General features: G+C 74.2%; 22 protein-coding genes. 11 read left to right on the top strand and 11 right to left on the bottom strand.

Translation table 11 applies throughout. The annotated features are described in order from the left end of the window. The first annotated feature begins 2 nt into the window (after positions 1-2). The 3 genes from ACQPZO_RS30670 (at position 3) to ACQPZO_RS30660 (ending at position 3,970) form a co-directional block, all read left to right on the top strand. Positions 3-1,193: a hypothetical protein gene (locus ACQPZO_RS30670; RefSeq protein ID WP_433345729.1), complete on the top strand. Its 1,191-nt coding sequence runs from the start codon at positions 3-5 to the stop codon at positions 1,191-1,193. A 69-nt stretch (positions 1,194-1,262) separates the two neighbouring features. Continuing rightward, a complete protein-coding gene (locus tag ACQPZO_RS30665; protein WP_433345727.1) occupies positions 1,263-3,383 on the top strand; it encodes a tetratricopeptide repeat protein in 2,121 nt (706 codons plus the stop codon). Next, entirely contained in the window at positions 3,380-3,970 is a 591-nt protein-coding gene (locus ACQPZO_RS30660) for a flavin reductase family protein (protein ID WP_433345725.1), read from the top strand. Before ACQPZO_RS30665 ends, ACQPZO_RS30660 begins: the two co-directional genes overlap by 4 nt. Here ACQPZO_RS30660 and ACQPZO_RS30655 read toward each other — a convergent pair. Further along, complete coding sequence (locus ACQPZO_RS30655; RefSeq protein WP_433345723.1) at positions 3,957-6,878, bottom strand: AAA family ATPase; 2,922 nt, start codon at positions 6,876-6,878, stop codon at positions 3,957-3,959. The two genes, ACQPZO_RS30660 and ACQPZO_RS30655, sit on opposite strands and share 14 nt — an antisense overlap. 170 nt (positions 6,879-7,048) lie before the next feature. Here ACQPZO_RS30655 and mobA point away from each other — a divergent pair, with 170 nt between their 5' ends. Together mobA and ACQPZO_RS30645 are read left to right on the top strand one after the other, a co-directional pair. Then, the gene (gene mobA, locus ACQPZO_RS30650; protein ID WP_433351371.1) at positions 7,049-7,705 is read left to right on the top strand and encodes a molybdenum cofactor guanylyltransferase; all 657 of its coding nucleotides are present in this window, start codon (positions 7,049-7,051) and stop codon (positions 7,703-7,705) included. Beyond that, on the top strand, positions 7,702-7,956 hold the full coding sequence (locus ACQPZO_RS30645) for a DUF6457 domain-containing protein (protein ID WP_350880136.1): 255 nt from the start codon (positions 7,702-7,704) through the stop codon (positions 7,954-7,956). The genes mobA and ACQPZO_RS30645 overlap by 4 nt, the downstream gene beginning before the upstream one ends. A 187-nt stretch (positions 7,957-8,143) precedes the next feature. Here the strand turns inward: ACQPZO_RS30645 and ACQPZO_RS30640 are convergent, their stop codons facing one another. Then, entirely contained in the window at positions 8,144-8,512 is a 369-nt protein-coding gene (locus ACQPZO_RS30640) for a hypothetical protein (RefSeq protein WP_433345722.1), read from the bottom strand. A gap of 326 nt (positions 8,513-8,838) precedes the next feature. Between ACQPZO_RS30640 and ACQPZO_RS30635 the strand changes: the two genes are divergently transcribed. Beyond that, the gene (locus ACQPZO_RS30635; protein WP_433345719.1) at positions 8,839-9,942 is read left to right on the top strand and encodes a T3SS (YopN, CesT) and YbjN peptide-binding chaperone 1; all 1,104 of its coding nucleotides are present in this window, start codon (positions 8,839-8,841) and stop codon (positions 9,940-9,942) included. A gap of 95 nt (positions 9,943-10,037) precedes the next feature. Here the strand turns inward: ACQPZO_RS30635 and ACQPZO_RS30630 are convergent, their stop codons facing one another. Together ACQPZO_RS30630 and ACQPZO_RS30625 are read right to left on the bottom strand one after the other, a co-directional pair. Next, on the bottom strand, positions 10,038-11,930 hold the full coding sequence (locus ACQPZO_RS30630; protein WP_433345717.1) for a beta-propeller domain-containing protein: 1,893 nt from the start codon (positions 11,928-11,930) through the stop codon (positions 10,038-10,040). A gap of 76 nt (positions 11,931-12,006) precedes the next feature. Further along, on the bottom strand, positions 12,007-12,462 hold the full coding sequence (locus ACQPZO_RS30625; protein ID WP_387022487.1) for an Lrp/AsnC family transcriptional regulator: 456 nt from the start codon (positions 12,460-12,462) through the stop codon (positions 12,007-12,009). Positions 12,463-12,521: 59 nt separating this feature from the next. On the opposite strand from ACQPZO_RS30625, the gene ddaH reads away from it, so the two are divergent. Continuing rightward, the gene (gene ddaH / locus ACQPZO_RS30620; RefSeq protein WP_433345714.1) at positions 12,522-13,355 is read left to right on the top strand and encodes a dimethylargininase; all 834 of its coding nucleotides are present in this window, start codon (positions 12,522-12,524) and stop codon (positions 13,353-13,355) included. A gap of 154 nt (positions 13,356-13,509) precedes the next feature. Here ddaH and ACQPZO_RS30615 read toward each other — a convergent pair whose 3' ends face one another. Then, on the bottom strand, positions 13,510-14,712 hold the full coding sequence (locus tag ACQPZO_RS30615; RefSeq protein ID WP_433345712.1) for an ABC transporter substrate-binding protein: 1,203 nt from the start codon (positions 14,710-14,712) through the stop codon (positions 13,510-13,512). Between the two features lie 78 nt (positions 14,713-14,790). Beyond that, the gene (locus tag ACQPZO_RS30610) at positions 14,791-15,588 is read right to left on the bottom strand and encodes an alpha/beta hydrolase family protein (protein ID WP_433345710.1); all 798 of its coding nucleotides are present in this window, start codon (positions 15,586-15,588) and stop codon (positions 14,791-14,793) included. A 74-nt stretch (positions 15,589-15,662) separates the two neighbouring features. On the opposite strand from ACQPZO_RS30610, the gene ACQPZO_RS30605 reads away from it, so the two are divergent. Beyond that, positions 15,663-16,274, top strand: coding sequence for a bacterial proteasome activator family protein (locus tag ACQPZO_RS30605; protein ID WP_433345708.1), 612 nt, complete (start codon positions 15,663-15,665; stop codon positions 16,272-16,274). 36 nt (positions 16,275-16,310) lie between these two features. Here ACQPZO_RS30605 and ACQPZO_RS30600 read toward each other — a convergent pair whose 3' ends face one another. The 3 genes from ACQPZO_RS30600 to ACQPZO_RS30590 form a co-directional block, all read right to left on the bottom strand. Continuing rightward, complete coding sequence (locus ACQPZO_RS30600; protein WP_433345706.1) at positions 16,311-17,123, bottom strand: HAD family hydrolase; 813 nt, start codon at positions 17,121-17,123, stop codon at positions 16,311-16,313. Continuing rightward, the gene (locus ACQPZO_RS30595; protein WP_433345703.1) at positions 17,123-17,944 is read right to left on the bottom strand and encodes an HAD family hydrolase; all 822 of its coding nucleotides are present in this window, start codon (positions 17,942-17,944) and stop codon (positions 17,123-17,125) included. Before ACQPZO_RS30595 ends, ACQPZO_RS30600 begins: the two co-directional genes overlap by 1 nt. A 229-nt stretch (positions 17,945-18,173) precedes the next feature. Further along, a complete protein-coding gene (locus ACQPZO_RS30590; RefSeq protein WP_433345701.1) occupies positions 18,174-18,944 on the bottom strand; it encodes a hypothetical protein in 771 nt (256 codons plus the stop codon). A 145-nt stretch (positions 18,945-19,089) separates the two neighbouring features. On the opposite strand from ACQPZO_RS30590, the gene ACQPZO_RS30585 reads away from it, so the two are divergent. The 3 genes from ACQPZO_RS30585 to ACQPZO_RS30575 all read left to right on the top strand — a co-directional run bounded on the left by ACQPZO_RS30585 (position 19,090) and on the right by ACQPZO_RS30575 (position 20,883). After that, on the top strand, positions 19,090-19,521 hold the full coding sequence (locus tag ACQPZO_RS30585) for an OsmC family protein (RefSeq protein ID WP_433345699.1): 432 nt from the start codon (positions 19,090-19,092) through the stop codon (positions 19,519-19,521). A 163-nt stretch (positions 19,522-19,684) separates the two neighbouring features. After that, positions 19,685-20,032, top strand: coding sequence for a metallopeptidase family protein (locus ACQPZO_RS30580; RefSeq protein ID WP_396672076.1), 348 nt, complete (start codon positions 19,685-19,687; stop codon positions 20,030-20,032). 128 nt (positions 20,033-20,160) lie between these two features. Then, positions 20,161-20,883 carry an AIM24 family protein gene (locus tag ACQPZO_RS30575; RefSeq protein WP_350880112.1) on the top strand — a complete coding sequence of 241 codons (723 nt, stop codon included), beginning with the start codon at positions 20,161-20,163 and terminating at the stop codon, positions 20,881-20,883. A 38-nt stretch (positions 20,884-20,921) separates the two neighbouring features. Here ACQPZO_RS30575 and pheA read toward each other — a convergent pair whose 3' ends face one another. Then, positions 20,922-21,878, bottom strand: a complete 957-nt coding sequence (gene pheA, locus ACQPZO_RS30570; protein WP_433345696.1) for a prephenate dehydratase — start codon at positions 21,876-21,878, stop codon at positions 20,922-20,924. Positions 21,879-21,888: 10 nt separating this feature from the next. After that, entirely contained in the window at positions 21,889-22,455 is a 567-nt protein-coding gene (locus tag ACQPZO_RS30565; protein ID WP_433345695.1) for a hypothetical protein, read from the bottom strand. Between the last annotated feature and the right edge of the window lie 81 nt (positions 22,456-22,536).

Genomic DNA, 22,536 nt, shown 5'->3' with positions numbered 1-22,536 from the left:
CCATGTCAACCACCCGCCTGGAGTTCCATCCGCTCACGTACGTGCCGGAGCGGGACGGCGTCACGGTCGGTCGGATCGACGCCGCGTCCTTCGCCCTGCTGCCCGAGGACGGGGTCGCGCTGCTGCGCCGCCTCGCCGACGGGATGCCGGTCGGCGAGGCGGAGCAGTGGTACCGGAGCACCTTCGGGGAGCCCGTGGACATGGCCGACTTCGTCGACACGCTGCGCGAACTCGGTTTCATCCGGGCCGACGGGGAACCACCGGCCCGGGCGCCCGAGGTCCGCTTCCGGCGGCTCGGCCGTGCCGCCTTCTCCCCACTGGCCTGGGCGGCGTACGCGCTGATCGTGATCGCCGCCGCCGTGGCCATGGTGAGCCAGCCGGAGCTGCGGCCGCACGCCCAGAACGTCTTCTTCGTCCCGTCGCTGCTCGCCGTGCAGCTCGGTCTGGCCCTGTGCCAGTCACCGGGCATCCTGTGGCACGAGTGGTACCACCTGCTCGCCGCCCGCAGGCTCGGCCTGCCCACCAAGATGCGGGTCGGCCGCCGGCTCTACTACGCGGTGGTGGAGACCGAGCTGGACGCCCTGCTCACCGTGCCCGCCCGGCAGCGCTACCTGCCGATGCTGGCCGGGCTGCTGGCCGACGCGGTGCTCTTCGGCGCGCTGGTGCTCGTCGCCTGGGTCGGCCTGTCCGACGGCCTGTCCTGGCCGGGACGGCTGGCGCTGGCGGTGGCGTACACCGTCCTGCTGCGGATGTCCTGGCAGTTCTACGTCTTCCTGCGCACCGACCTGTACTACGTGGCGACCACGGCGCTGGGCTGCACCAACCTGGACGAGGTGAGCCGGGCCTGGCTGCGCGACCGGTTCGCCTGGCTGCCCTGGGTGCGCCCGTCCGAACAGCCTCAGGACGACTGGTCCCCGCGCGACCGGCAGCTCGCGCCCTGGTTCGCGCTGATCACCTGCGGCGGGGTCGTGGCGCTGCTGGTGACCGTCACGCTGTGGACCGCGCCGCTGGTGCTGGAGTTCGCCTCCCGGGTCTTCTCCGCCCTGGTGAACGGCTCCCCCACCGGCCCCGGCTTCTGGGACTCGATCGGGTCGCTGCTGCTGGTCGCCTTCGAGATCGTGCTGCTGCCGCTGCTCGCCGGCCGTACCCGGCGGCGGGCCGCCCCCGCACCGGACCCGGCGACGGCGGGCTGACGGCACCCCGCCCGGCCATTCCCGACACCCACCGCGACGCAAGGTCCATCCCAACGGAGGAGCAACGGCATGACTGCACACCAATGGCGGATCGGGCCGGCGCCGGTCGACGGCGAGCAGGTCGATATCGCGGTCGACTGTCACCGGGGGCTGCGCGGTCCCTACACCGGCCTGGGCAGTCTGCTGCGGCTGGTCGTACCCGAGGCGTACGGACGCTGGCCGGACCTCGTCCAGCGGCACCTGACCGAGATCCTGTCCGCCGCCCCGGAGCTGCGCGGGGCGATCGACGCGGCACCCGAGACGCTCACCTCCCTGGCGGTGCCCGAGGAGCGGACCCGGATCTACCCCGCCAACCGCACCCGCCGCCTGGCGCACGGCGCGACGGAGTTCCTCGCCGGGTACGCCGCCCGCGCCGGCAGCCACCCGCTGCGGATCGCGTTCGACCGGGTGGACCAGGCGGACCCCACCGACCAGGAGTTCCTCTCCATCTTCCTGCGCCGGGTGCGGCCGGACGTGGTGCGGGTGCTGATCGGCACCGGCGGTGGGGAACTGGAGCCCGAGCTGACCGCCGCCCTCGACCGGTACGCGGGGCGGCTGCCGGAGCTGACCCGGGTCGCCGGCCGACCCGAACGTGGCCCGGAGGAGCTGCTCCGGGCGTACGTCGACGCGGACGGCACCTCCGCGGACCCGGTCGAGCTGGCCGCGTACCGGCAGGCCGACCCGCAGGCACGGGTGGCGCTGCACGACGCCCGCGCCGAGCTGCTGCGCGGGCGGGGCGACTGGAGCCTGGAGCTCGGCGCGATCCCCTGGCAGCTGGAGCGCGGCAGCGACCCTGCTGGGGCCGGCGCGGAGGCGCTGTACGAGGCGGCGCGGCACTGCGGTGCGCTGGGCTACTACCACGCGGTGATCGACTACGGGACCCGTGGCCGGGCGATCGTCGACCCCGACACGCAGATGGAGCGGTTCTGGCTGCTCAGCACGCGGGCGAGTTCGGCGATGGTGGTGCTCGGCCGCACCGTCGAGGCGGAGCCGACCTACCTCGACCTGCGCAGCCGGTACGCGGAGCCGGAGCTGCAGATGTCCACCGGGTACGCGCTGGCCATGCTCTACACCCGCTTCCACCCGGAGGAGCTGAGGGACCACCACCTCGCCCGGGGCTACATCAACAACTCCATCGCGATCGCCTCGCTGCTGCCCGACCCGCAGAAACGCGCCTTCCACTCCGTGTTCCAGAACAACGGGCTGGCGCTGATCGAGATGCGGTTGGGCCGGCTGCCGGCGGCGCTGCGCCTGGTCGACGATGGGCTCAACCGGCTCGACCGGGAGCTGCCCGGTGACAAGCACCGGCTGCACCGCTCGGTGCTGTTGCACAACCGGGGCAAGGCGTACCTTGCCCTGGGTCGGCTGGACGAGGCGCTGACGGACCTGACCAACGTGATCGAGCTGGACCCGAACTACGCCGACTACTACTTCGACCGGGCCGACGTGCGGCGGCGGCTGGGCGACCTCACCGGAGCGGTCGCGGACTGCGACACGGCGATCAGCCTGTCGCCGCCCTTCTTCGAGCTGTACTACAACCGGGCCGACCTCAAGGCCGAGCTGGGCGACCTGGCGGGGGCGATCGCCGACTTCGGCTACGTGGTCGAGCTGGAACCCGACCAGCTCGACGCCCGGGTGAACCTGATCAGCCTGCTGCTCGACGAGGGATCGGTCGACGCCGCCCGGCAGCACGTCGAGGAAGGGCTGATCCGTCACCCCGGCGACGCCCGGCTGCTGCACCTGCGCGGCGTGCTGGCGGTGACGGACGGGGCGGAGGCGGACGCCCGGCGGTACCTCGACGACGCGTTGGCGGCCGACCCGGCGCTGGTGGCCGCGCTGGCCAGCCGGGCCGCCCTGGCCTTCGACGGCGGTGACCACGAGCGGGCCACGGCCGACCTGACGGCCGCCCTCGCCGTCGACGCGGACAACCCGGACCTGCTGTACAACCGCGGGTTCGTCCACGAGGCGGCGGGCCGGTGGGCCGAGGCGGTCGCGGACTACAGCCGGGCGCTGGACGTGCCCGGTGCGGACCGGGAGGAACTGCTCAGCCGGCGTGCCCGCTGCCACGCCGAACTCGGCGACGTCGACGCCTCCCGGGCCGACCGGGCGGCCGGTGCCACCGGGCAGTCGAACCTGGCCGGCGCGCGGTGACCACCACGGCCTCCCGGCGCGCCGGGGTGGGGGCCGTCCGGGTCCCACCGGCGGACCCCGCCCCGGCCGCGCCGCCGTCCCCCGGGGCCGAGCCGGCCCGGCCGGCACCGGTCAGCGGCCCCGAGCTGCGGGAGTTCATGCGCAACTGGGCCACCGGGGTGGCGGTGGTGACCAGCCGGCTGGCCGGGCGGCCGGTCGGCTGCACGGTGAACGCGTTCACCTCGGTGTCCCTGCTCCCGCCGCTGCTACTCGTCTCGCTGGCCCGTACGAGCCGCACGCTGGCCGCGATCACGGCCGAGGGCGGTTTCGCGGTGAACCTGCTGGACCGCCGCCAGCGGGACCTGGCCGACCGGTTCGCGACCGCCGCCGGGGACCGTTTCGCCGGGGTGGCGCACCGCACGGTCGACGGGCTGCCCCTGCTCGACGGGGCGATGGCGGTGGCGGTGGCGGTGTGCACGGTGACCCAGCTCATCGGCGTCGCCGACCACACGCTGGTGCTCGGCTCCCCGTACCGGTGCCAGGCCGCGGACGACGCGGACCCGGCCGTTTTCTTCGGCGGCCACTACCGGACGGTCAGTCCGGCGTGACCTCGTCCCGGACCCGGGCGGCGTAGCGGCTGAGCGCCGCCCGGTTCGCCTGTTCGGTCTTGGCGATCAGGCTCGCCACATGCTTCTCCACTGTGCGCGGCGAGATGAACAGCTCGCTGGCGATGCTGCGGTTGTCGGACCAGTCCGCCACGAGCTGGAGCACCTCGTACTCCCGCTCGGTGACCCCGATCATCCGCAGCGGCTGCGGCACCCGGCTCGTGGTGCGGCGGTACGGCACCACCACGCCGAGGCGGCGCAGGTGGGCCCGGCAGGCACGGGCCGGGGCCGGCAGCCCCGTCCGGCAGAAGTGTTCCTCGGCGGCGCGCAGCCAGTCGACCGGGTTCCCCCACCGGTCCGCGTGGGCCGCCGGCGCGACGAGGCGCAGGCCGAGGTGGACCACCACCGGGTGTGCCTGGGCCCGCCGCACCGCCGTCACCGTCGCACCGGCCGCCTCCCGCTCGCCCTGCCGGCCGAGCAGCACCGCTTTCGCCAACAGCACGAACTGCCGGTTCCAGTGCAGCCGCCCGGCCGACGTCGCCCCGACCTCGCAGCACCGTCGCCAGTCGGCGTCGCCGTCCAGCACCGCCAACAGCAGGCCCAGCCCCTGGTGGCCGGTGAGCGGGTAGGGCGCGGGTCGCTCGGCGTCGCACGCCACAGCCCGGTCCAGCTCGCGGCGGGCCCGTCCCGGGTCCTCCTCCAGCAGGGCGCACACCGCGCCGGCCATGCCGTGGGCGAGCGCGGCGACCGGTGGGCCCGTGTCGTCGTCCGAGAGGCCGGCCAGCACCGCGTCCAGTTGGTGCCGCCGCCCCCGGTGTCCGGCGCACACCGCGCGGACCAGCGCCAGCAGCGGCGCGCTGTCGCCCAGCCCGAGCCGGTGCGCCTCGGCCGCGCACTCCTCGACGAGCCGCTCGGCCTCGGCGTACTCGGCCCGCAGCGCGTGGTCCCAGGCGAGCAGGACGTCGACCGTGTGTCGCACGGCCGACGCGCCCGTCCGCCGGGCCCGCTCGGCGGCGCGCAGCAGCGGGTCGGTGTCCCCGGTGAGCAGCCACCGCTGCTCGGCGAGCAGCACCGCGGCCCGGTTGCGCCACAGCGGCAGGTGGTGTCGCTCGGCGAACCGGCGCATCTGGGCGAAGCAGCACTGGGCCTCGTCCGCGCCCTGCCGCCGGGCCAGCATCCCGCGCGCCTGCCAGCCGAGGCAGGCGACGCCCGGCAGCCCGGCCAGCTCGGCCTTCCGCACGGCGTGCGCGGCGAGTCGGGCGGCCCGCTCCGGCGCCTCCGGGCCGAGGTGGGCGGCGGCGACGGCGTCGACCGCCGCGGTCTGCCGGTCGTGGGCGCCGGGGCCGAGCACCGTACGGGCGGCGTCGAGCTGCGCGGCGGCGTCGGCGTGCCGACCGGCGAGGAGGGCGAGCCGGGCGAACAGGACGTGCACCGCCGCCAGCCGCTCGGGCGGGACGGCCGGATGGCAGAGGTCGTCGAGGTTGTCGAGCAGCCGTAACCCGCGCCGGGCCTCGCCGCTCTCCATCAGCGCGCAGAGCAGTTCGTGCAGCACGTCGGCGCGGAGCGGATTGTCGGCCGACGCCTGCGACAGCCGCCACGCCCGGTCGAGGGTCTCCGTCGCCGACCGGAGCCGCCCGGCGTTGAGGTCCCGGCGCCCGGCCAGGGCGAGCAGCCGTACGGCGCCCCGCACGTCGCCCGCGAGCTGGGTGAGCCGGGCGGTGAACCGGCACCACTCCCCGGGCAGGCCCGGGTACAGCTCGTTCACCGCGTCGACCGACTGGAGGGCGAGTGCGGCCTGGTCGGTGGGGGTGAGTTGGCCGAGCAGCGCGACGGCGGTCGTCATGGTGCGGAAGGCGTACCAGTCGTGGTCGTCGCCCTCGGCGGCGAGCAGGCCGGCGGTGACGGCGGCGCGCAGGTGCCCGAGCAGGTCGTCCTGTTTCATCCGCAGGGCCCGGCCGAGCACGGAGATCGGGAACCGCTCGCCGATCACGGCCGCGGCGGTGAGCAGGTGCCGGCCGGCGGGACCGAGCCGGTCGGCCTGGTCGATGACGCTGTGCCGCACGGTCGGCGGCATCTCGGTGTGCACCTCGTCGACCAACAGGCACCCGCCGGACTCCACCACCAGGGTGCCGCTTTCCCGCATGGCACGCAGCAGTTCCGTGGCCAGGAACGGGTTGCCGGCGCTGTCGCGGCAGAGCCGGTCCAGGACCGGCTCCGGTATCCGCTCCGGGGCCAGGCCCAGCCGGGACGCCGCGAGCAGGTGCACGGCCCGGCGGCCCAGCGGCTCCAGACGCAGGACGGTTCCGCTGCACCGCCTGCCGAGCGCCTGTGCCAGGTCCCACGCCGGCCCCGGCTCGGGCCGGAGGGTGGCCAGCAGCAGGGTGCCCTGGTCGGCGATGTTGTCGGCCAGGTACTCGACCACCGCCAGCGTCGCCGGGTCGGTGTCGTGCAGGTCCTCCAGCGCGAGCAGGCAGCCCCGGCCGGTGCCGGTGACCGAGAGCAGCCGCAACACCGCCTCGGCGAGCAGCACGGGGGACGGCACGGTCTCCGCCGTCTCCGCCGACCGGTACTCCGGGATGAGGCCGCCGAGGGCGGACCGGTAGGGCCGCAGGCTGGCGTGCTCCAGGATCGGCTCGGTGCGGAACAGCAGGGCCAACGCCTCGGTCAGGGGACGCAGGGCCACGGCGCGGACGGCCGAGCCCGCCCGGCCGAGCAGCACGCCCATCCCGGCCCGCCGCCCCCGATGGGTCGTCTCCAGGGTCAGCCGGGACTTGCCCATGCCGTCGCCGCCGACCAGGAAGATCGTGCCGCCGCAGCCCCGTCGGGCCTGGTCCAGCGCCTCGTGCAGGAGTTCGCGTTCCCGGTCCCGGCCGACCAGGGTGGGCAGAACCGGGCGGTCGTCTGCTGGCATGTGCACCTGTCCTCCGTCCAACGTCGAAGAGCGTGGCGCCCCGGCCCGGAAGCGCTGCCGACCGGCGCGGCCCAGGGGCGTCGCGAGGCTTCGGACGGAGCGTTCCTGAGTCGTCACTCTATGAAGGAATTAACAAGATTTACAGACCTGTCCGGACCGTCCGCTCCGCCCTGCCCGTCGGCTCCGTGACATGCGTCCCCGGCGCGGGCAGGCGGTACGGTGGCTGCGTGGCGGGCTGGGCGGCGATCGTGTTGGCGGGTGGATCGGCGCGCCGGATGGGGGGCGTGGACAAGCCCGCCCTGCCGGTCGGCGGCCGGCCGATGCGCGACCGGGTGCTGGACGCCGTGGCCGACGCCGACATCCGGGTCCTGGTCGGCCCGGCCGGCCCGGTGCCGCCGGGGGTCCGGCTGACCCGGGAGAGCCCGCCGGGCGGCGGCCCGGTCGCCGCCACGGCCGCCGGCATGTCCCTGCTGCCCGCCGATACGCCGACCGTCGCTCTGCTCGCCGCCGATTTGCCCCTGCTCACCCGGGCTGCGGTGCGGGTGCTGCGTGACCAGCTCGCCGACCCGACGGTGGACGGCGCGTGCCTCGTGGACCCCGACGGGCGGCGGCAGCCGCTGTGCGGGGTGTGGCGGTTCGCGCCGCTGCGGGCCGCCCTCGACCGGCTCGCCGCCACCCGGGGCGGGACGCTCGACGGCGCGGCCGTGCGGGCGTTGCTCGCCGGCCTGACCGTGCGCGACCTGCCCTGGTCGGGGACGGGCCCGCCACCCTGGTTCGACTGCGACACTGACGAGGACGTACGCCGGGCGGAGGAGTGGACGCGATGACGGTGATGGACGACTGGGTCACGGCGGCCTGCGCCGAGCTGGGCCTCGACCCGGACCAGGTGCCGGTGCCGGTCGTGCTCGACCTGGCGAGGGACGTCGCCCACCAGGTGCTGCGTCCGGGCGCGCCGGTCGGCGCGTACCTGCTCGGCCTGGCCGTGGGGCGCGGGGCCGACCCGGCCGCGACGGCCGGCCGGCTGAGCGCGCTCGCCGGCACCTGGCCGGTGGAGCTGGGCGACCAGCCTCCCGCCTGAGCACTCCGGCCCGGCCCGGCCACAGTCGTGTTCCGCCCGTGGTCAGCCCTGGTGCGGCATGGTTGCGGGCGCAGCCCAGGGCCGTCGGCCGGGAGGCCCCGGCCTCCTGCCAATCCTCAGATCGACAGGAGGCCGGGGCCATTCTCGGGCGTCACCTATTATCGTGGAAAGTGCAGGGGTATTCGACCTACACGTCATCCAGACATGCCGCGTACGTGAAACCATCCTGGCTGGAGAAGTTGATTCTGACCCAGAGGTTGCTGTAGACGCCGCAGGCGGTAACCCAGCCGCCGGTGACGGTGATGTCGCAGTCGTACTGGTATCCCTTCTGGGCGGTCGTGATCAGGCCTCCCGTCGTGTTCGGGGTGCTCCGAATGGGCAGGTTGGTCGCGATCGACTCGACACGCCCCGTGCCACAGATGCTGCTGTTAACAGAAATGTCATCAACGGCCGCGACGGGCGCGGACGTTGCTTCCTGCGCGCTGGCGGCGGTTGGCGCGGCTAGGAGCGTAACGAACGCGAAGAACAGCGTTGCAGCGACTTTCGGTGCCTTCATCTTTTCCCTTTCAGGTGGGCGGACACGAGTGGGTGCGGCGGGTCGCACCCGGGCTGATGCACGTTTGACAAACGGCATCTCATTGCCAGGCGTCGATGTCATCAGCCGAGATGACCATACCTCATTGTATGTCGTTCCGCTACTCACCGCATTCGTGGCCGACATTTGTGACAGAGGAATTCGGGCGCAGCTAATCCACGGGAGGGCGGCGTCCATGGCGAATGCCCGATGACCGCCGGTACGGTTGGGTCGCTGTCCGATCCTGGTCGGCCTGATTCGGCTCCGGGGCGTCCTGGGTAGGGTGACCGTGACGGACGGAGGCGATCATGACGGTAGGCCACCCCTCGGCACCGGACGGAGAACCGCCAGGCGGCACGCCCGAGCAGCACGAGTCGATCCTGCTCGACGAGCCGACCACGGCTGACCTGCGGGCGAAGGTGACCGAGGCCTGGCGCGAGTTCGCCCGGGCCCTGGCCGAACGGCTGCGCGAGCTGCCAGCCGGGACCCACGTCGAGCTGACCCTCGACCCCACTGCCTCCGGCACCGGGAACGCCGTCTACTCGATCAGTCTGGACTTCACCGCCGATGGCCGGCTCTCGGCGCGGGCCGTCGGCAACGCGACCCTCCCGCAGGGCTACCGGCTGGACCGGTCCGCCGTCGCCGACATGGTCGCGCTCGGCTGGTCCCCGCCCGGGGTGGTCGCCGGCTCCGGCGAGCACTTCGGCCTGGAGGGCGACACCGCCGAGGCGACCCGGCTGGCCGCGCTGCTCTCCCGCACCCTGCGGGACGTCTACGGCGCGCCGCACCCGGCCTTCCTGGTCTACGTCGTGCACGACGCCGAGGGCGAGCCCGTGCCGGTGGAGCCGCTGGGCACCGCGCGCAGCGAGTTCGGCCCGGACCAGGACGTCGAGGCCGACCTGGACGAGGCGCTGGCCGCCGCGAGCGCCCAGGCCGCCGGGAGCGACGTGCTGGACCTGGCTGAGCGGGTGCGCACCGTCGTCTCCACCATGCTCAAGTCCAGCTCGGACCAGTTGCAGGTCGACTCGGACGGGGACATCAACATCCGGGCCGGGTCGGCGATGGTCTTCGTCCGGGTGCGCGACAACCCGCCCCTGGTCGACGTCCTCTCGCCGGTGCTCACCGAGGTCGAGCCGACCGAGCGGCTCTACGTCAAGCTCTCCGAGCTGACCAACCGGATGCCGATCGGGCGGCTCTACTGCGCGGACGACACGGTGTGGGCGTCCATCCCGGTCTTCGGCCGCGACTTCCAGGCCACCCACCTGATGCTCGCCGTGCAGGTGATGACCGGCCTTGCCGACGAGCTGGACGACCGGCTGCACGGCGAGTTCGGCGGGAAGCGCTTCTTCGGCGAGGCCGACAAGCCCGGCCGGCGGGACCAGGACGAGCACCGCACCGGCATGTACCTCTGACGGAGGGGCCGGCTACGGCTGCGCCACGATGACGTCAAGGGCGGGTGGGACCCGGGCGGCCCTGGGCCGGGCCCCACCCGCCGGCAATGGGCGGCTCAGGTCGCCGGCAGCCAGGCCAGCGTGGTGCCGCCGGACGGGTCGCTGGCCCGCAGGCCGGCGTCGGAGACGGTCCAGAGGGCGCCGCCGACCAGCACCGACCGGGCGACGGGGGCGCGGCCCGGGTGGGCGACCGTGCCGGCCCGCGTGACGGTCCCACCGGTGGCCCTCAGCAGCAGTAGCGAGCCGTCGTGGACCGGGAGCGCCACCAGGCCGGTCCGGGGGTCGTAGAGGAAGGCGTGCGGGTCGAACTCCGCCGTCGAGCCGGCCCTCGGCAGGTGGTACTGGGCCAGCCGGGTGGGCCGGGCCGGGTCGGCCACGTCGAACAGGGAGACCTGGAGGCCCTGCGCCCGCCCGTCGGCGTCGGCCTCCTGGCCCACCCCGATCAGCCGCCCCTCGCCGGCCGGGTGCAGGTACGCCGAGTACCCGGTGATCTTCAGCTCGCCGGTGACCCGGGGCGCCGCCGGGTCGGTCAGGTCGAGCGAGTAGAGCGGGTCGGTGCGTCGGAAGGTCACCACGTACCCGGTGGGGCCGAGGTAGCGCACCGAGTGGATCTGCTCGCCCCGGCCGAGCCCGCTGACCGTCCCGGTGCGGGCCAGGGCGCCGTCCCGGCGGGTCAGCACGTACACGGCGGACTCGGTCGACGGCCGGGCCCCGCGCCCGTCGCTGCTGGTGGTGGCCACCCGCAGGTGACCCTGCCACTCCGACAGGGCGTACTGGTTGATCAGGGTGCCCGGCACCGCGCCACTGGCCAGGTAGCGGGGCCGGCCCGGGGTGCCGGTGTCGAACTGGTGGATCACGGTGGTCGCGTCGCCCGAGGACCCGGGCCGACCGCGCGGCCGGAGTTGGCCCGGCCGCTGCTGCTGGCCGGCGAGGTAGAGGCTCCCGGCGGTGCCGTAGACGGTGTCGGCGTCGCCGGCCACGCTGACCGGGTCCCCGTCGCCGAGCCGGCCCGTGGCCAGGTCGAAGCTGAGCACGGTGAGCACAGCGGTGCCGGTGCTGTCGGCCGCCGCGCTCAGCCGGTCACAGCCGACCCGGCCGGCGTCGCTGCGGCCACCCTCGGTCCGGTCGAACGTCGGCAGCCAGGCGTCCAGGCCGGCGCGGGCGATCACCGCCCGGTTCGCCGCCAGCCGCTGCGCGTCGGTGGCGTCCTCGCCCAGCTCGGGGAAGACCAGCCGGGGCTGCGAGCGGACCACCACCCGGGCCGTCGGGCCGGTGAGCCGCGCGTCGAGCAGGCTCCCGTCGATCCGGTACGTCCCGGCCAGCGTCGGCTGCCCGGCCAGGTCCACCAGGAGCAGCCGGGGCCCGGCCGGCACGGCTGCCGGCCGTCGGCCGCCCGACTTCTCGATGCGGCGGACCGTCGCCGAGCGCACGAGGATCAGCGCCCGGTCCCCGTGCAGCAGCAGGCTGTCCGGGGACCACTCGGAACGACCGTCGTCGCCGGTCAGGTCGAGCTGCCCGGTGGCCCGCCGGGTCGCCGCGTCCACCACCCGCAGCACACCGCCGGTGACCGTGACGATCCGCCGGCCGTCGGTCTTCACCAGGTCCGGCTCGTCGGCGCCGGGCTCGTGGTTGTTGGTGCCGGAGTGTTCCGCCGCCGCACCGGCCGCTCGCGCGCTGTCCACCGACTTGGGCGCCGTCGCCGGCTCGGCGAGCCCGCCCGGGGTCATGCCCGTGCGCCAGTTGGGCTGAAGGCCCCACGGCCCGACCGAGGCGGAGGCCGCAGCGCGCAGCCGGGTCAGCGCCTCGGCACAGGTGTCGAAGGAGACCAGCCTGAGCGGGCCCGGCGGCGGCGGTTCCGGCTCGTGGCGTGGGAGGGCGGCGGCACTCCCGGCCAGCAGGGTGAGCGCGGCCAGCGTGCCGGCCGCGGCGGTCAGGTGTCCCCGTGTCATGCCCGCTTCGACGTCGTGTGTCCGGCTCCGGTTCCCGGTCCCGTCGCGGTCGGGCCGACGCCGGCTCGCGGGCCGCTCACGCGGAGGGCCCGACGCCGGGGGACTCGACCAGGCGGGACAGCACGATGGTGCTCCGGGTCGAGGTGACGAAGGACTCGGCGCGCAGTCGCTCCAGGGCATCCTCCAGGTGGGCGATGTCCGCGGCGCGCAGGTGCACCAGCGCGTCCGCCTCCCCGGAGACGGTGTACGCGCCGACCACTTCGGGGTGCCGGCGGACGGCCACGCCGATCTGGGCGGGAGTGGTCCGTCCGGCGCAGAACAGCTCGACGAACGCCTCCGTCGTCCAGCCGACGGCGGCCGGGTCGACGACGGCCGTGAACCCCCGGATCACCCCCGTGGCGCGCATCCGGTCGACCCGGCGCTTGACGGCGGGGGCGGAGAGTGACACCCGGGTGCCGATGTCGGCGTACGACGCGCGGGCGTCTGCCACGAGTAGCGCAATGATTCGCTGGTCTACGGCGTCAATCTGCAACGTTTCGCCTTCGGGAAGCAATGGTTGTGGCTGTTACCAAAGTTGTACGGTACCTACCCTTGGTCACCGTGAACCAGCAGCGAGTCCCGCGAAAGCGGACATACCTCATGTGCTCGCCGGAGCACTTCGCCGTCGAGTACGCGATCAACCCGTGGATGGACGTCACCACTCCCGTCGACGCGGAGCTGGCGGTCAAGCAGTGGGACCGTCTGCGGGAGACCCTGGTCGGCCTCGGTCACGAGGTCCACCTGCTCAGCCCCGAGCCGGGGCTGCCCGACATGGTGTTCGCCGCCAACGGCGCGTTCATGGTCGACAGGACGGTGTACGGCGCCCGGTACAAACACGAGCAGCGGGCCGCCGAGGCCGCCCTGCACCGGGCGTTCTACGAGGCCCAGGGGTGGCGGTTCATCGCACCGGGCGAGACCAACGAGGGCGAGGGCGACTTCGTGTACCTGCCGGAGGCGCACGGGGGCCTGATCCTCGCCGGCCACGGCTTCCGCACCGAGTTGCCCGCGCACGCCGAGGCGCAGGAGGCGCTCGGTCGACCGGTGGTGTCGCTGCACCTGGTCGACCCGCGCTTCTACCACCTCGACGTGGCGCTGGCCTCGATCGACGACGGGAACATCGCCTACTACCCGGGCGCCTTCTCGGCGGCCAGCCAGCAGGTCCTCGCCCAACTCTTCCCGGACGCGGTGCTCGCAGACGACGCCGACGCCCTGGCCTTCGGGCTGAACCTGGTCAGTGACGGCGCGAACGTCGTGCTCAACGGGGCCGCGACCCGGCTCGCCGGCAGGCTCAAGGCCGCCGGATACACGCCGGTGCCGGTCGAGCTGTCCGAGCTGAAGAAGGGTGGCGGCAGCGTCAAGTGCTGCGTCGCCGAGTTGCGCCACTGACCACGACGACGCTCGACGGCCGCATCACCGCCCGGACGCACCACCCACCGCACGGGCGCGCCGACGGATGATGGGCCGGTCTCACCTGGGGGAGACCGGCCCATCGCACGTCCGCTGCCGCTCGACATCTGCCGGCGTCGGCGTCGCGGCCCGTTCAGCCGAGCGTGGCCAGCTCGTTGATCAGCACGTTGGACAGCAGCCGGCCGTCCCGCTGGACCTTGCGCAGGTACCACTTCTGCTGCGGGGTACGCGGCTGGTTGAACTGCCACGCCCCGCGCGGGCTGTCGATCTGGCCGATCTTGCCCATCGCCAGGTTGACCTGCTGCGAGGTCGGGTCCGGCCCGGCCAGCCGGATCGCCTTGTCCAGCACCTGAGCCGCGTCGTACGACGCCATGGCGTAGGTGGTGGGCGACGTGCCGTGGGTCTTGCGGTACGCCGAGGCGAAGGTGCGGTTCGCGGTGTTGTTGAGGTCGGCGGAGTAGTTCAGCGCGGTCACGATGTTGCGCGCCTCCACCTCCTGCACCTCGCTGAGCACTGTGCCCTCGGTCAGGAAGCCGGTGGCGTAGATCGGGCCGGTGTACCGCTCCCGGTGCAACTGCTTGATGAACTGCACCGCGGCCGGCCCGGCGAAGTGGCAGAAGATCGCGTCCGGCTTCCGGCTCAGCGCTTTGCGGATGTCGGCGGCGTAGGTGGTGCTCCCCGGGGTGGTGGTGGGGTCGGCCCAGATCACCGGGTCGGAGATCCTGGGGTCCGCCGCCCCGGCCGAGCTGAACTGGGCCTGGAGGCCCTGGATCACGTCCCGGGAGCCCAGGTTGTCCGGCGCGATGATGGAGATCCGGCTGCCGGCGGGAAGCCGCTGCGCCATGTACGGGCCGAGCGCCCGGCCCGGCTCGTCCAGCACGTACGAGGTACGCCAGATGTAGACGACGCTCTGCAGGCTCTTGGGGGAGGCGTTGGAGCCGACCAGCGGGACCCGGGCCTTCTCCACAGTGTCCCGGATGCCGACCATGACCGCCGAGTTGACCACCCCGGTCAGCGCCAGCGCGCCTTGCTTGAGCAGGTTGTCCACCGCGGCCTTGCCGGTCTTGGTGTTGTCGCCCTCGTCGGCGGTCAGCAGGGTCACCGGATGGCCGCCGAGCTGCTGGTCGTGCAGGGTGAGGTAGAGCTGGAAGCCGTTGAGGACCTCGTCGCCGATGGCCTTGTAGCCGCCGGACTGTGGTGCGATGAGGCCGATCTTGACAGGGGCGCCGGTGGGGGCTGAGCCGTCCTCGTCCTCCGCGGCGCAGGCGGCGGTGAGGCCGGTGGTACCGAGAGCGGCCAACAGTTGGAGCGCCCGCCTACGGTTCATCTGGGACACCGAGTTCCTTCCGGGAGCTGAGCAGGGCCGATACCGCCCCCTCGGCGTTCTACCCCCTCCGCGACGCTGCGTCAATGATCAGTGATCAACCTGCAAGGAACGCAGCGCACGGGCCACTTCCGGCCAGGCGGACGACTCTGGATCGATGATCCCGAAATGCTCGCATTCGGGAAGCTCGATCAAGCGGATCCGGCTTCCCGCCGTCCGCGCGGCGGCGACGTAGGACCGGCTCAGCGCCACCGGCACCTGCCGGTCCAGGACGCCGTGTACGACTACGGTCGGTGTCGACAGCGGTACCCGAGCCGCCGGGTCGGCGTCCGCGTACCGCTCGGGGTGCTCCGCCGGGCCGCCGCCGAGCAGCGCCGCCACCGCGCCCGAGTCCAGGTCCAGCCGGTACGCCTCGGCGAGGTCGGCCACCGGGGCCAGCGCCAGCACCCCGGCCACCGTGTCCGGGGCGGACGCGGCGGCGTACAGCGCGAGGTGGCCGCCGGCCGAGTGGCCGACCAGCAGCGGTGGACCGGGGCGCAGCCGGTCGCCCAGCACCGGCCCGGCCAGCCCTGGCAGCGCCGCCACCCCGGCCAGCACGTCGGTCAGGGTGCCCGGCCAGCCACCCCCCGGCTGTCCGGTCCGCCGGTACTCCAACTGGGCCACGGGGTGACCGAGCCCGGCCAGGGCCGCCGCCAGCGGGCCGGTGTGGGTCCGGTCGTACTCCGCCCGCCAGAAGCCGCCGTGCACCACCACGACCAGCGGCCGGGGCGGGCCGTTCCCCGCAGGTCGGCGCAGGTCGGCGACCTGGTCCGGATGCCTGCCGTAGGCGACGGTGGCGTCCGGGGCGGGGGCGGGGCGGTCGAGCACGGCACGGGGGTCGGCGGGCATGCCGGCGACGGTAGCGCGGAAACCCAAGGCCGGGATCGGTCCCGCCGGGCCGGCCGCCCGTCGGCTGGGCGAAGATGGGAGGCATGACCGAAGCGCACTTCGCTGGACAGAACGACGAGCCGGATCACGAGGGCGTCGGGGACGCCGGCACGGTGGTGGTGGTCGGCCCGGATGGCCGGCCGGTCGGCACCGTGCAGACCGACGGGGCCGCCGGGGAGGACCCGACGCGCCTGGTGGAGCAGCCGGCCAAGGTGATGCGGATCGGCAGCATGATCAAGCAGTTGCTGGAGGAGGTCAAGTCCGCCCCCCTCGACGACGCGAGCCGGCACCGGATGCGGGAGATCCACGAGCGCTCGATCGTCGAGTTGAAGGAGGGCCTGGCCCCCGAGCTCCGCGAGGAGCTGGAGCGGATCTCGTTGCCTTTCGCCGAGGACAAGGCGCCCAGCGAGGGCGAGCTGCGGATCGCCCACGCCCAGCTCGTCGGCTGGCTGGAGGGGCTGTTCCACGGCATCCAGGCGGCCCTGGTGGCCCAGCAGATGGCCGCCCGGGTGCAGCTGGAGCAGATGCGTTCCGGCCGGCAGGCGCTGCCCAGCGGCCCGGCCGGACTGGTGCCGGGCATGCCGGGCATGCCCGGCGCGGGCCAGCCGCAGGGCGGCGAGGGGCACAGCACCGGCCAGTACCTCTGACCGTCGCGCGCCGGGCCGTCCGCGGCCCGGCGCGGCTCACCCCACCCCGAAGACCTTCTCCAGGTACGTGGCCACGCCGTCCTCCGAGTTCGCCGAGGTGACCTCGTCGGCGATCTCCAGGACGGCGGGGTGCGCGTTGGCGACCGCCACCCCCCGACCCGCCCAGGCCAGCATCGGCACGTCGTTGGGCATGTCGCCGAAGGCCAGCACGTCCCGCTGTTCGATGCCCGCCCGGGCGCAGTACCAGGCCAGGCCGGCGGCCTTGGTCACCCCGGCCGCCGAGATCTCCACCAGCCCCGAGTACGACGAGTGGGTCGCCTCGGCCAGCCCGCGCAGCGCCCCGGCGACCACCTGGACGAACAGGTCCGGATCCTGCTCCCCGGCCCGGGCCAGCAGCTTCACCGCCGGCACCGAGTGCAGCTCCTCGGGCGAGGTGATCGCCCGGATCGCCTCGGCGTCGGCGTCCCAGCGCAGCGGGTAGTCCGCCTCGTGCCGCATCTCCCGGCTGTCGACGATCTCCACGGCGAAGCTCACCCCGGGCACCTCGGCGCGCAGCCGGCGGGCCACCTCGGCGAGCAGTTCCGGGGCGAGCGGGTCGGCCCGCAGCACCTCGTCGGTCACCGGGTCGTACACCACGGCGCCGTTGGCGCAGATCGCCGGCAGCGGCTCGGCGAGCTGCTCGTACACCAGGGAGAGCCAGCGGAGCGGGCGGCCGGTGACCAGCACGACCGGGGTGCCCCGCGCGGACATCCGGGCCAGCGCGTCCCGGGTGCGTGGGCTGATCGTGCGGTCGTCGCCGAGCAGCGTGCCGTCGATGTCGGTGGCGACCAGCCGAGGTGTCTCTCCCATCACCGGGAGAGTAGTCGGTCCAGGTAGACCGCGACTCCGTCGTCGTCGTTGCGCAGGGTCACCTCGTCGGAGGCGGCCCGGACCGCCGGGTGGGCGTTGGAGACGGCCACCCGACCCCAACCGGCCCACGCGAACATCGGCAGGTCGTTGGGCATGTCGCCGAAGACCAGCACCTCGGCCGGGTCCACCCCGAGCCGCTGCGCCACCACGGTCAGCCCGGACGCCTTGTCGACCCCGGGCGGGCAGATCTCGATGAAGCCGAGCCCGGCCTGGGTCAACGAGGCGACCTCCGCCGGGATGATCCGGCGGGCGGTCTCCAACAGCGTGTCCACGTGGTGTTCGGCGGTGCGGGCGAACGCCTTGATCACGTCGCCGGAGAGGCACTCGTCGCGGGTCCGGGCCTCGAACCGGTCCGGGTACGGCCAGCTCGGGTGGTAGTCGCCCCAGAGCGGGGCGTCGTGTTCGTCGGACGCCTCGACCATCACGGTGAGCGGGCCGACCGCGGTCTCCAGGTCGGCGACCAGGCGGGCCAGCACCTCGCCGGAGAGCCGCTCGTCGCGCAGCACCAGCGGGCCGGCCGGGTCGCTCTGGTCGACCACCCGGCCCCCGCCGGCCATCACCAGGAAGTCGGCGGCGCGGATGTCGTTGCGGGTCAGCTCGGTCAGCCGTGGCCCCCGACCGGTCGCACAGACCACGGGGATGCCGGCGGCCCGCACCCGGTCGAGCACCTCGTGCGTGTACGCGGAGACCGTCTCGTCGCTGCGAACCAGAGTCCCGTCGAGGTCGGTGGCGACCAGCTTGGGTAGTCCCGGGCGGGTCATCGTTCCTCCTTCGCCCGCCGCCGTCGCGCCGGCCCGTTCGTTCGGTCGTCGGTGCCTCGACCGGGAGTGACGGCGGGCAGCAACCGTACCTCGCCGCGCAGGTCGCAGCGGGGCTTCCCGGCGAAGCGGCCTGGCGCCCCGCCGGACGCCACCCGGTGTCCCGCCCGCCGTCCGGCGGGTGCCGGGCGGGGGCGTGCGGGTCACCGGACCCCGGCGGCCGGGGCGGTTGTCAGGCGGGCGGTTCGGGGCGGGCGAACGGCAGCGTGGTTCGGACGGTGAGGTCCGCCGGCGCGGCCGGCAGGTCGGCGTCGCGGCCCGACCGGGGCGTGCCGCCCCGCCGGCCCCAGCGGCCCGGCTCCGGCTCGGGTTCCGGGTCGGCCGGCTCGGCTCCGTCGACCGGGGCGCTTTCCCGGCCGGGCGGGCCGGGGGCCGGCACCCGACCGGCGAGGTGCAACGCCGCGGCCAGCAGCGCACAGGCCACGAAGGCCGTCACCAGGCCCCGGCCGTACTCGACCCGGAATCCGTCCTCGGCTGAGTAGAAGAAGGTGCGCTGGCCGGAGTCGTCGAGCGAGAAAGCTGTGGCGACCAGGACGCCGAGCAGGGCCGCCGCCAGGGCGAGGCCGGCCACCCGCGCGTTGTGCCGCACGGCGGGTGTGCCCCGCAGGGCCAGGGCCACCGCCGCGGCCAGCGCGAAGAGCCCCATCAGGTAGCCCACCCCGAACCCGCCGATGTCGGACACTCCGCCCGGCACTCGCAGCATGGTGTTGCCCTCGGGGCCACCGTTCGGCACGGTCAGCACCATCCACTCGCCGACCAGGGAGGCGAAGGCCGCCGCCACGCCGAGACCGGCCGGCAGCAGCGGTAGCCGCCGGTCCCGCCCCAGCCCCGCCAGGGGCCGACCGGCCCGCCGGGAGAGCGTGGGTTCGGGCCCGCCCCACTCCACGACGGCGGTGCCGTCGGACCGGGTGTCCTGCCGAGGGATGGGGAGATCCTGGGACATCGGCCACCTCTCCACCGCTCGCGGGTCTGAGCCGAATCATGACACAGCCGACACCGCGCGGCCGGGAACCGGGGCCGCCCCGGGTACCGGATCCGATCGGGCGCAGTCGCTCGCCCGCCGCCCGGCTTTCGGTTAGCGTCGGTGTATGCCTATCCGTACCGCATCCGCACGCTGGCAGGGCGATCTCACCGAGGGTTCCGGCACGGTCCGCACCGGCAAGGGCGGGCTCCAGGGGAACTATTCCTTCAAGTCGCGCTTCGAGGAGGGCGAGGGGACCAACCCCGAGGAGCTGATCGGGGCCGCCCACGCCGCCTGCTTCTCGATGGCGTTCTCCAAGCAGCTCGCCGACGCCGGCGTCACCGGCAGCTGGGTGGAGACCGCCGCCAAGGTGCACTTCGACAAGACCGACGCGGGGATGACCGTCACCCGGATCGACCTGGAGACGGTCGGCCAGGCGCCGGGCCTCGACGAGGTCCAGTTCACCAAGCTGGCCGAGACGGCCAAGGAGAACTGCCCCATCTCGCGTCTGCTCTCCCCGGGCGCCCAGATCAGCCTCACCGCCCGCCTCGCCTCCTGATCCCTCCGGCGCACCGCGCCCGCCCGTCGCGGAGGTCCCCGTCCGATCAGGATGGGGGCCTCGGCGTCCCGGGCCGGCTCTTGGGCTCGGCGGGGCGGGGCGGCTCCGGCCGGACCTTGGGCTCGGCGGGGCGGGGCGGCTCGGGGAGAATGGGGGCGTGGCGGTGGAGATGAGTCGGGAACGCTTCGAGGAGTTGGTCGGCGACGCCCTCGACGAGGTGCCCGAGGAACTGCTCGGGCTGATGAGCAACGTGGTGATCCTGGTCGAGGACGACCCGCCCCCGGGCGACGATGACCTGCTCGGCCTCTACGAGGGGCACGCGCTCACCGACCGGGGCTGGGACTACTCCGGGGTCCTGCCGGACCGGATCCTCATCTACCGCCGCCCCATCCTGCGGATCTGCGACACCGAGGAGGACGTCGTCGACGAGGTGGCGGTGACCGTGGTGCACGAGATCGCCCACCACTTCGGCATCGACGACGACCGGCTGCACGACCTCGGCTGGGGCTGAGACCACCCCGGCGCCGCCCCACCGGCGAGCGTCACCGGGCCGGCCCGGCGGCCCCGCTCGGCCGATCCCGCCGGTTGCGCTGGTCACCTACCCTCCGAGCAGAACACCCCGACTCAGGAGGCACTTCCATGCGCAGCGCGCTGTTCTCGGCAGAGAACCTGGAGAAGGAGTCCGCCCAGCCCGGCATGCGGCTGCAGAACTCCAAGATGTTGAAGATCGAGCTCAACGGCGAGGCGATGGCCCGGGTCGGGTCGATGGTCGCCTACCAGGGCCAGGTGCAGTTCCAGGCGCTCGGCTCCGGCGGCCTGGGCAAGTTCCTCAAGCAGAAGCTCACCGGCGAGGGCGTCCCGCTCATGAAGCTCAGCGGCCGAGGTGACGTCTTCCTCGCCGAGCTGGCCAAGGACGTGCACATCGTCGACCTGGAGCCGGGCGACGCGTTGTCCATCAACGGCTCCAGCGTGCTGGCCTTCGACTCCACCCTCCAGTACGACATCCGGATGGTGGGCGGCGCCGGGATGGCCTCCTCGTCCGGCCTGTTCAACTGCGTCTTCACCGGCCACGGCCGGATCGCGATCACCACGAAGGGCACCCCGGTGGTGCTCAACGTCGACGCCCCGACGTACGTCGACCCGCAGGCCGCCGTCTGCTGGTCGGCCAACCTTCAGACCGGCTACCACCGGGCCGAGCAGTTCGGCCTGGGCTCGCTGCTGGGCCGCACCACCGGCGAGGCGTTCACGATGAGCTTCGCCGGGCAGGGCTTCGTGGTGGTGCAGCCCTCCGAGGAGCCGCCGGTCGCCGGCAGCGGCGCCCAGGAGCAGCAGGGCGGCCTGCTCGGCGGCCTGCTGAGCTGACCGGGGCGGGGTGCCCGCAGTAACCGGGCACCCCGGTCTCAGTTGAGCTCGCCGGCACGCAGCCGGGCCAGCCAGGCCGCCGCGTCGGCGTAGTCGGCGTCCGAGAGGCCGGCCGGCGCGGGGACCGGCCGTTCGCCCGCCCCGTCGGCCCAGCGGTGCCGGGGGTACGACCCGAGGAAGCGCACGTCCGCGCAGACCCGGCGCAGCCCTCGCAACGCCTCCCCGAGCCGGATGTCGGCCACGTGGCCGGTGCAGTCGAGGAAGAAGACGTACCGGCCCAGCGCCTCGCCGGTCGGTCGGGACTCGATCCGGGTCAGGTTGACCCCGCGCACGGCCAGCTCCATCAGGACCGACAGCAGGGCGCCCACCCGATCGTGGGCGATGTAGACGGCCAACGACGTCACGTCGTCCCCGGTGGGGGGCGGCGGCGGGCCGGGGCGGGACAGCAGGGCGAACCGGGTCACGGCGTCGGCGTGGTCGGCGATCTTGTCGGCCAGCACGGCCAGCCGGTGCCGGGCCGCCCCGATGGGGGCGCAGATCGCCGCGTCGTATTCGCCACCCGCCGCGCCGGCCGCGGCGGCCCCGTTGGAGAGCACGTCGACCACGACGGCGTCCGGCAGGTACGTGCGCAGCCAGCCACGGCACTGGGTGGACGCCTGCGGGTGGGCGGCCACCGACCGGATCGCCGCCAGGGACGTCCCCTGGCGGGCGCCGAGCACGAACTCGACCGGCAGGATCACCTCCCGCGTGATCACCAAGGGCTCGCCCTCGGCCAACTCGTCGAGGGTCACCCCGACCGCGCCGCCGATCGAGTTCTCCAGCGGAACCAGGGCCGCGTCGGCGTCCCCCGCCCGGACGCCTTCCAGCGCCTCGCCGACGCTGCGGGCGGGCGTGCGGGTGCCGCGTTCGGCGGCCGGCACGGTGCGCAGCGCCTGCTCGGCGAAGGTGCCCTCGGGGCCGAGGTAGACGAAGCGGGTGGGTGGTGTTCCGGGCATGTCGCCCAGCCTACGCACCCGGTACGCCCCCCGGGACGGCGTCGCAGGCGAGTGTCCGGATGCCGGTCGGCCCGGCCACCCGTACCTCGATGGTGCAGACGTCGGTGCCGGCGGTGACCAGCTCCAGCGCGCCCGGCCGGCCCCGGGTGACCACCTGGAGCTCCTCGTGCCCGGTCACCTGGAGCACCGTGTACTGCCAGTCCCCGGCGCAGAGCGGGCCGGTGCGCACCCGCACCCCGACCGCCCGGGGCAGCACGTCGGCCGAGCCCCGCAGCAGTGTGATCACCCGGTCCCCGGACGGGCCCTCGCGGCAGGCGGTGGCGACCAGGTCGGGGCCGGCGGTGGGCGACGGGACGGCCGGCGACGGGGGGACCGGGACCGGTGGGACGGTCGCGGTGGCGGGCGTGGTCGGGCCGGCGGAGGCGCCAGCCGTGGCGGTCGGTGCTGGGGCCGGCCCGCGCAGCTCCGGCGGCGTGCCGCAGCCCGCGGACGCGAGGGCGAGGGACACGACGGCGAGCAGCACGGCCGGGCGGGGCGGCCGGCGGGGTGCGGTACGGGGCGGTGCGGTGGGCGGCACGAGCCGATCCTTGCATCGAAGAGCATCGTGACGGCCGGGTGGCCGTGCCCATCGTAGGAGCCGCAGGCGCGCAGGTGAAGG

Source organism: Micromonospora sp. CA-111912 (assembly GCF_050948415.1).
Lineage (GTDB): Bacteria > Actinomycetota > Actinomycetes > Mycobacteriales > Micromonosporaceae > Micromonospora.
The sequence above is the reverse complement of the archived record's forward strand: the minus strand, read 5'-3'. Positions and strand labels throughout refer to the sequence as shown.